General features: G+C 71.1%; 9 protein-coding genes and 1 pseudogene. 5 read left to right on the forward strand and 5 right to left on the reverse strand.

Annotation, left to right across the window (positions count from 1 at the left end; genetic code table 11):
• Positions 1-15 precede the first annotated feature (15 nt).
• The 4 genes from ACIQF6_RS26800 to ACIQF6_RS26815 form a co-directional block, all read right to left on the reverse strand.
• Positions 16-960 (reverse strand): hypothetical protein, encoded by a 945-nt coding sequence (locus ACIQF6_RS26800; protein ID WP_400899346.1) that lies wholly within the window; start codon positions 958-960, stop codon positions 16-18.
• A 120-nt stretch (positions 961-1,080) separates the two neighbouring features.
• Entirely contained in the window at positions 1,081-1,599 is a 519-nt protein-coding gene (locus ACIQF6_RS26805; RefSeq protein ID WP_400899348.1) for a SigE family RNA polymerase sigma factor, read from the reverse strand.
• Between the two features lie 79 nt (positions 1,600-1,678).
• On the reverse strand, positions 1,679-2,842 hold the full coding sequence (locus ACIQF6_RS26810; protein WP_400899350.1) for an STM3941 family protein: 1,164 nt from the start codon (positions 2,840-2,842) through the stop codon (positions 1,679-1,681).
• Positions 2,843-2,943: 101 nt separating this feature from the next.
• On the reverse strand, positions 2,944-3,468 hold the full coding sequence (locus tag ACIQF6_RS26815) for an STM3941 family protein (RefSeq protein ID WP_400899352.1): 525 nt from the start codon (positions 3,466-3,468) through the stop codon (positions 2,944-2,946).
• 144 nt (positions 3,469-3,612) lie between these two features.
• Here ACIQF6_RS26815 and ACIQF6_RS26820 point away from each other — a divergent pair, with 144 nt between their 5' ends.
• Positions 3,613-3,777, forward strand: coding sequence for a hypothetical protein (locus ACIQF6_RS26820; RefSeq protein WP_400899354.1), 165 nt, complete (start codon positions 3,613-3,615; stop codon positions 3,775-3,777).
• Positions 3,778-3,856: 79 nt separating this feature from the next.
• On the opposite strand, the gene ACIQF6_RS26825 is transcribed toward ACIQF6_RS26820, so the two are convergent.
• Positions 3,857-4,453, reverse strand: coding sequence for a TetR/AcrR family transcriptional regulator (locus ACIQF6_RS26825; RefSeq protein ID WP_400899356.1), 597 nt, complete (start codon positions 4,451-4,453; stop codon positions 3,857-3,859).
• A 255-nt stretch (positions 4,454-4,708) separates the two neighbouring features.
• On the opposite strand from ACIQF6_RS26825, the gene ACIQF6_RS26830 reads away from it, so the two are divergent.
• The 4 genes and pseudogenes from ACIQF6_RS26830 to ACIQF6_RS26845 all read left to right on the forward strand — a co-directional run.
• Positions 4,709-5,848: an acyl-CoA dehydrogenase family protein gene (locus ACIQF6_RS26830; RefSeq protein WP_400899358.1), complete on the forward strand. Its 1,140-nt coding sequence runs from the start codon at positions 4,709-4,711 to the stop codon at positions 5,846-5,848.
• A 95-nt stretch (positions 5,849-5,943) separates the two neighbouring features.
• Positions 5,944-6,705, forward strand: a complete 762-nt coding sequence (locus ACIQF6_RS26835; protein ID WP_400899360.1) for an SDR family NAD(P)-dependent oxidoreductase — start codon at positions 5,944-5,946, stop codon at positions 6,703-6,705.
• A gap of 183 nt (positions 6,706-6,888) precedes the next feature.
• The gene (locus ACIQF6_RS26840; protein WP_400899362.1) at positions 6,889-7,179 is read left to right on the forward strand and encodes a hypothetical protein; all 291 of its coding nucleotides are present in this window, start codon (positions 6,889-6,891) and stop codon (positions 7,177-7,179) included.
• A gap of 1,133 nt (positions 7,180-8,312) precedes the next feature.
• Positions 8,313-8,572: pseudogene (locus ACIQF6_RS26845) on the forward strand (hypothetical protein); the annotation flags it as partial.

Raw genomic sequence — 8,572 nt, forward strand, 5'->3', positions numbered from 1 at the left:
CGAGGTCAAGTCCGGCTAGTTCCGGGGGAAGGAGAGCATGCGCCAGTCGTAGCTCTCCGCGGCGGCGCGCCAGACGTCGAGCGAAATCGGCGGCACGGTGCGGTTGCTGGCCGATCCGGTCGGGTCGGCGGCGTCGTGCAGCCCGTTGAACTCCGTGAACTCCAGCACGGTGCCGTCGTCCCGCCAGAGCCTGACCCGGTAGCTGCGCAGGCCGGGGACGATGGCATCGTTCTCCTCCACCATCTCCCAGGAACCGTCGGCCAGGAACCCGAACTGGCAGCCCTGGACGGTGCGCGCCCCGTTGCTCATGACGGTCTCCGCGCACTGGAACGGCGGCTCGGCCGGCGCGTTCCCGTCCTTCGGGAAGACGGCCTCGGAGCGGCTCATCGTCACCTCCACGGTGGCGGCCTCGCCGGTGCCGTCGACGTACTTCATCACCACCCCCACGGTGCCGGCGGGCAGCGGCCCGGGAAGGTCCTCGGGTGTCTTGAGGTACTGCACGTCCGTCGGCAGCACGGCGACGAGCGTCCTGTACACCTGGGCGGGCGTGAACGGCGTCGCGCTGTCGGGCGACGGGGTGCCGGCGGCCCTCGACCGGCCGACCGCGGGCACCGCGGGCAGGTTCAGCATCGGTGTGCGGACGGGCGTGGGAGTCGACTCCGCCCGGCCGGTCGGCTCCACCGAACCGCTCGGCTCCACCGAACCGGTCGAGGCGACGCCCGCACCGGCCGGGCCGGTGGTGTGGGCGGGCATCCGCGAGGCGGTGGCGGACAGTCCGAGGTTCGCGCCGACCGCCCCCAGCACGACGACGGTGAGCGCGGCGCCCGCGACCCGCAGCCTCCGGGCCAGCCGGAGCCTGCGGCCTCTGCGCTTGCTCTCGGCGACGATCACGGCGACCGGGACGCTCAGTTCCGTGACGCTCTCCTCCATCATCCGGGAGAGCTCCAGGTCCAGGTCCAATGTCCGATGCCTTCCGTACTGGCAGGTGAATGTCGCGGGGTGGCGCAGGGACGGCCGAAGCCGAAGGACAGCCGGAACGACCGGAACCGCCGGTCGGTCCTGTCGGTCCAGTCGGTCCTGTCAGTCCTGGAACAGCAGTGCGCGGTCCGGTCCGAGGATGACACGAAGGCGGGTCATCGAGCGGGAGTTGAGACTCTTCACGGCGCTGACGGTGATGCCCATCGCCTCCGCGGTCTCCTCCAGGCTGTAGTCCTCCAGGTAGCGCAGCACCACCGCCGCCCGGTTGCGGGGCGGCAGTTGGCGCAGCGCCGCAACCAAGGTGATCCGCAGCGCGGCGGAGCTGCCCTCGCGGACGCCGACCACCGGCTCGTCGGGGAACTCGGAGACCGCGACCTCGGTGGAGCGGCGCAGCCGACGGTGCGACAGGTAGCAGCGCAGCAGCACCTTCCGGGCGTACGCGTCGATCCCCGCCTCGCCGTCGGCCCTCCGCAGCCGGCCCCAGACCGGATACATCTTCGACAGTGCGGTCTGCACCAGGTCCTGCGCCTGGTGCCAGTCCCCGCACATCAGGTAGGCGATGTGGAACAGGCGGCGTGCCCGGCTGGCCGCGAACTCGTCGAAGTCGAGTCCCTCGGTCATGTGGTCCCCCGGTCGGAAGTGTTTCGTCAACGTGCTCAATACACGTTGCGCCGAGGCGGTTTGGTCACACCCTTCAAGATCAAGATTGGGTAACGGCGGACGGCCCGGCGAGTTCAGCGGCCGCGCGGAGCAGGTCGAGGACGGCGCAGCCCGGGTAGTCGCCGAAGTCCGGGTACGCGTCGCGGTGGTAGCAGTTCCAGTAGCTGCGCACCCGTGCCGCGGTGAGGGCGAAGAAGGCCGGGTTGTCGGCGAGGAACCGTCCGTGGGCCAGGCCCGCTTCGGTGCCCGGCGCGACGCGGTCGGCCAGGCTCCGGTGGATCGTCACCAGGATCGGCAGCACGTACTCGCCCGCCAGCTGGACGACGAACGGGACGACCCAGGGGTCGGTGGCGTCGACGAACTGCTCCAGGTGGCGCTGGCGGATCCACCCGTCGCCGTGCCGACTGTAGAGGCAGTGCAGCACCTTTCGCTGACGCGGCGTCAACGCCTGCACCGCCTCGGCGGGCGGCTCGTCGTGGTGGATCCGGGCGGGGATCGCCACCGGCCGGCCGGACACCAGGACACCGAACGGGTTGCCGGCCCGATGGCGGGTGTGCGGCATGACGGTCACCACGGCGTGGACGTCCTCGGCCAGTTCGGGCGGGAACGCGGCGAGGAGCTCCGTGCGGGAGGTGGCGAGCAGCGGGTCCTCGTCGGCCGGGGCCGGCTGGCCGGGTCGGCCGACGAGCGGCGGGCCCATCAGGCCGGGGTGGTGCCGGCGTATGCAGTCGAGCGCCGTCCACACGTCGACGGGCAGGACGGCGGCCCGGATCCGGGCGGTGCCGACGTCGCCCCTGCGGCTGTGGCGGGCCATCCAGGTGCCGTACCTCGACGGCCTGGGCGGGAAGGTCGCGCCGTAGTGTCCGGTCAGCTCGATCCACCTCTGGTGGCCGATCTCCCAGACCTCCGCCGACCGGATCTCCGCCCAGTGGATCCGGCCCAGTTGCCTGCACTCCAACCCGTCGGCGTCCAGCACCAGTTCGGGGCCCCACAGGATCAGAGAGATCGGCAGCACCACGGCCCCCAGGCCGAAGAACAGGATGCAGATCGCATTGAGGCCCACCGATTCGCCCGTCACGACGAGCAGCACGCCGGCCGCGACGAACGCCAGGCAGCCCGCCACCAGACGGACCGTTTTGGCACGGGAGGTGCGGTAGACGGTGGGGGGAAGCGGGGGAAGCGCAGCGGGCGCGTTGCTGACCACGCGGACAAGGTAGTGACAGACGGCGCGGCCCGGCGAGGGGATTCGCTGGGACTCGCTCCGCCTTTCGATCCCCTCCTGCAACAACCCCCGGCCGCCGGGGTTCAGTTCGGGGGCAGGACCGTCAGGCCTGGGCAGTACCGGCGCATCTCCTCGACGAGCTCCGCCGCGCCCACCGGCAGGCCCATGACCGAGATGACGCCCGACTTCAGGCCCGTCCGGCGGTCGGTGGTGACGGCCAGGCGCACCGCCCGGGGCGCACGGGGCGGGAAGGGCGCGCCGTCGTGGCCGCTCACCTTGATCACCTCCGTACGGGCGAAGGCCGCGGTGCGCACCGAGGAGATCTCATCCCAGCGGATCCGGCCGAGCCGATAGTGCTCCAACCCGTCGGCGTCCAGCACCAGTTCGGGCTGCTGTCGGAGCACCCTGCTCAGCGTCACCCCACCGAGCAGCCCGGCGCAGATCAGGCTGAGCGCCCCAAGGGCCCGGACCGCGAGGGCCTCCTTCGTCACCACCATCGGCACGGCGCCGACGAAGATGAACCCGAACAGGATCAGCAGTCCCGACACCTTCCGACGCACGAGCGGGTAGGCGGTGGACGGCGGCGCGGCGGACTCCCTGTTGATCACGCGCACACCGTAGCGGTCGACACCCTCGCCCCGCACTCGCCCCGCACTCGCCCCGCACTCGCCTCGCCTTCTCCGAACCGCCCCACCTTCTCCGAGTAGCCCCGGCGTCCCGTCCACCCCGCCGGGGGCGGCACACTGGACCTCATGGACCATCCGGAGCACAACGAGAGCGAGGGCGGCGAGCCCGCCTGCTGGCTGCACTTGGTCTGCGAGGAGTGCGGCAAGGTACGGGAGGGCGGGCGGTGCCCGGTCTGCGACGCCGAGCCGCCCGGGACTTCCCTCAACACCGGCCCGCCGCAGGGCGGTTGACCTAGCCGCAGGGCGGTTGACCACGCCGCGGGGGTGGCTGACCGCACCGCAGGGCGGTTGACCTCGCCGCGCGGGCGGCTCAGCGGAGCAGGCCGTGCAGCAGCAGCTCCGACAGGTGCCCGTACGCCTCGGCGTCGGCCAGGCCGGTGGTCTCGGCGACCTGGCGCTGCTGGATGCGGACCATCACCGAGCTGATCACGTCCGCCGCGAACGCCACATGGGTTTCGCGGAAAGCGCCTTCCGCGACCCCGTCGTCAATCAGGCGTTGAATCTGCCGGGCGGCGGCGCGGGTGTTGCGGCCGTACACCTCGGCGGCGGGTTCGAAGGCCGCCAGGTCGTCGAAGAACCGGGCCGAGCCGGGGGCAAGTTCGGCGGAGACGGCGCGCAGGTACGCCGCCAGCCGGGCGGCCGGGTCGCTCTCGGCGGCCAGCGCGGCCTCCACCCGGGCGGTGGCGTTGCGGAAGAAGTCCACCACGGCCGCTCGGACCAGCTGCTCCTTGGAGTCGGCCAGCCCGTACAGGGTGCGCTTGGAGCAGTGCAGCCGGGCAGCGAGGTCGTCCAGCGTGAAGTGGGCGAACCCTTCGGCGACGAAGAGTGCGACGAGTTCCTCGAAGAGGGCGCTGCGGCGGGCGGCGCCCCGTCCGCTGGGCTGGGGTGCGGCGGCGCTGTCGATCACCCGGCCAGTATGACAGTCGGCCTCTCCGTGGCCGCCGATCCGGCCGCGTCCCCACTCCCCCGCGCACTCTGCTCTCCCCCGGACCGCCCCGCCGCCCGCGCCCTCGGGCCGCCCGTTCCCGCCCCCGTCCCCGTCCTCTCCCGCCCTTTTCCGGCCTTTTCCCTGTTCGCCGCCCCGAGGCCCCCCACGGCCACCGCCACTGCGCTACTCTTCCCGGTACTGACGTACCGCTTTGCGTACCGCTTGGAGCCGAACATGGCCGTGGATCGCCTGCTTCCCACCGAGGAAGCCGCGGACCTGATCGCACTGACCCGCGATCTCGCCGACAAGGAACTCGCCCCGAAGGTCGAGTCCCACGAGAAGCAGGAGCTGTACCCGGAGGGGCTGTTCGCGCTGCTCGGCCAGGCCGGCCTGCTCGGACTGCCGTACTCGGAGGAGTTCGGCGGCGGCGGGCAGCCCTACGAGGTGTACCTCCAGGTGCTGGAGGAGCTGGCGTCGCGCTGGGCGGCCGTCGCGGTCGCCACCAGCGTGCACACGCTGGCCTGCCACCCGCTGAACGCCTTCGGCACGCCCGAGCAGAAGGAGCAGTGGCTGCCCCGGATGCTGGCCGGCGAACTGATCGGCGGCTACAGCCTGTCCGAGCCGAACGCGGGCTCCGACGCCGCCGCGCTGACCTGCAAGGCGGAGCCGGTCGACGGCGGGTACCGGATCACCGGCACCAAGGCGTGGATCACCCACGGCGGCAAGGCCGACTTCTACGCCCTGTTCGCCCGTACCGCGCCCGGCGCGCACGGCATCTCGTGCTTCCTGGCGCCCGGCCAGGTCGAGGGCCTGACCTTCGGCGCGCCGGAGGAGAAGATGGGCCTCAACGGCGTGCCGACCACGGCCGCCTACTGGGACGGCGCGCTGCTCGGGCCCGAGCGCCTGATCGGCACCGAGGGGCAGGGCCTGCCGATCGCGTTCTCCGCCCTCGACTCCGGCCGGCTCGGCATCGCCGCCTGCGCCACCGGCCTCGCCCAGGCCGCGCTGGACACCGCCGTGGCGTACGCCAACGAGCGCACCACCTTCGGCCGCAGGATCGTCGACCACCAGGGCCTGGGCTTCCTGCTCGCCGACATGGCCGCCGCCGTCGACTCCTCCCGCGCCACCTACCTGGACGCGGCCCGCCGCCGCGACCTCGGCCGCCCGTTCAGCCGGCAGGCCAGCGTGGCCAAGCTGATCGCCACCGACGCCGCGATGAAGGTCACCACCGACGCGGTGCAGGTGCTCGGCGGCTACGGCTACACCCGGGACTTCCCGGTCGAGCGGTACATGCGCGAGGCGAAGATCATGCAGATCTTCGAGGGCACCAACCAGATCCAGCGCCTGGTGATCAGCCGCCAGTTCGCCCGCTGACCCTCCCGTCTCCCGACGCTCCGTCATCAACCCTTTCGGGGCCGCCGTTCCCGGCCCCGAACGCCCCGAACACCACTCGGAAAGGGCTTTCCAGCATGCAGCTCACCGGTACCGCCGCCCTGGTCACGGGTGCCGCCTCCGGCCTCGGCGCGGCCACCGCCGCCCACCTGGCCGGCCTCGGCGCCCACGTCTACGGCCTGGACCTGCCCAAGGCCGTGGAGTCCGCCCCGACCCCGCCCGAGGGCGTCACCCTGCTCGGCGCGGACGTCACCGAGGAACAGCCCGTGCGCGACGCGCTGGCCAAGATCGCCTTCGCCGGCCACCAGCTGCGCCTGGTCGTCAACTGCGCGGGCATCGCCCCGTCCGCCCGGATCGTCGGCCGCCGCGGCCCGCACGACCTCGACCTGTTCCGCACCGTGCTGAACGTCAACCTGATCGGCACCTTCAACGTCATGCGACTCGCCGCCGAGGCGATGTCCGGCCAGGAGCCCGACGACGCCGGCCAGCGCGGACTGGTCGTCAACACCGCCTCCATCGCCGCGTTCGAGGGCCAGGTCGGCCAGATCGCCTACGCCGCGTCCAAGGCGGGCGTCGCCGGCATGACCATCACGGCCGCCCGCGATCTCGCCCAGTTCGGCATCCGCGTCGTCACCATCGCCCCCGGCATCGTCGACACCCCGATGATGGCGAGCTTCTCCGACGAGATCCGCGCCGGCCTCGCCGCCACCGTCACCTTCCCCCAGCGCCTCGCCCACCCCGAGGAGTACGCCCGTCTGGTCGCCATGGTCGCCGACCACGACTACCTCAACGGCGAGACCATCCGCATGGACGGCGCCCTCCGGATGTCCGCCCGCTGAGCACTCCACTCGGCCACCCACCACCGGGCCGCCCTCCTCGCGAGGGCGGCCCGCGCTGCGTCGCCCCGCCCGCCACCGGCTGGCCGAATGGGGTGACTTTCGCCAAAGATCGTTGTCCTCGACGGGCGACCGGGGCACGCTTTGCGCTGGGTACGAACTTCCGCCGGTGAAAGGTACGCAGCCGTGAACGATCCGCTTCAGGTCACCTCGTTGAGCCTCAGGCCGGCCAGCGCGTTCAGCTACGACCTCGGGATCCACGGAACGTTCACATTGAACTTCAGCATCCCGGGCGTGACGCCCAGCAGCGTGGTGATGGTGTCGATGACGGAGATCAACGCGAACGGCCAGCCCTTCGTCGGCGACGCGACCGTGACGGTGCACAACGTCGCCCCCGGCAACGGCAACGTGCGGCTGCGGGCCGAGGTCGACTGGGACTCCGACCTGTCAGTGCGGGTGTATTTCCTCGTCAACTGACCTCTGGCCCGACCACTGTCAGTCCGGGCCGGGTTCTCGTCGTTCTCGTCGTTCTCGTCGTTCTCGTCGTTCTCGTCGTTCTCGTCGTTCTCGTAGGTGATCCACCCGGCGTCGACCGCCCACATGCGGATGCCGCACTCGGCGAGTTCGGCCGCGCCGGTGCGGGTGAACATGCGAATTACCCCGAGCAACGGCCCGACCAACGGGAAACCGCTTTCCGTACGCCCGCTCACAGCTCGGCTGGGCGCAGGGAAAGCGGTTTCCGTTCGCCACCCCGGAATGACAGAGCGTCAGCCTTGGCGGAGTTCCGGGAAGTCACCGTCCAGGCACTCGCCGGGGTGCAGCCGCCGACCGGCACCACATACGCCTCCGGGGCGGTTGGCCACAGCGGGTCGGGCGAGGAATTGCCGGGCACCGACCGAAGAGCGGCGGCCTGAACGGCACCACACGATACCGCCCGTGACCGATGGTCAGCCGAATGGCAGCCGCGCCGGAGCATTCGCGGCGGCCGGACAACGAGGCGGACAGCGCCGGGCGGCGAGGCCATTGCTCGGCAGGTCATCGCCTGAACGAGGGCGGTACGCCTGCGCGATCCGGTCGGCGTGAGCGGGTCGCTCAACCATCGCCCTGACCTGCCCAAAGACCGGCGGTCGGCCCCGGCTGCCGATCCGCCGGCCCGGCTCGGACGGCAGCCAGGGCCGCAACAGCTCACGGGGGCGAGCGCGGGCGGCAGGTCCATTCCCGCGATATTGAACATCAACAGGACTTCTTGACAGCGAAGTTGAGCATCCATCAATCTTGCTCGACCGCCGAGGAGCCCCGTCCGCCCATGTCCCACACCTGCGGCATGGCCATCGCCTGACGGCCTGTCACTCATAAGCAATAACTGCGCTCAAATAAATGGCAGTTGATGCGCTATATGAGCTCGGCCAGGTGGATCGGCACCAACGGGGGCGGTGCGACGAAGAGCCCATTAGGGGGCGCTATGTCAATTTTCACCCCATACGCCGCCCATGTGCTGACATGTCGTGAGCTCTGAATTACCGGTCTCAGGCGATTAGTTGACATGATCCATCCTCCTCCTTGAAGATCATGTTCCACTTGTGAAGTCTCTTAAATCCAGAGGATTCAGCGTGGCACGAAGGTCTGTACGCGGGGGGTGGGGGCGCGGTCTGACCGCCGCTCTGCTCTCTGCGGGTGTGGCGGTGGGGGCGATCGGCATACCGGCCGCGGCCCCCGCGGTGGCGGCCGATTCGGCGGTACCCGAGGCGGGTTCGACGGTGTCGGTGCCGTCACAGGAGACGGCGGAGACGCTGGCGGTCGCGGAGGCGCGGCGGACCGGGAAGCCGGTGGAGGTCGAGGCGCTGCGGGGTGAGAGCTCCGATGTGGTGGC

This window comes from Kitasatospora sp. NPDC092948 (assembly GCF_044754805.1).
Taxonomy (GTDB): Bacteria; Actinomycetota; Actinomycetes; order Streptomycetales; family Streptomycetaceae; genus Kitasatospora.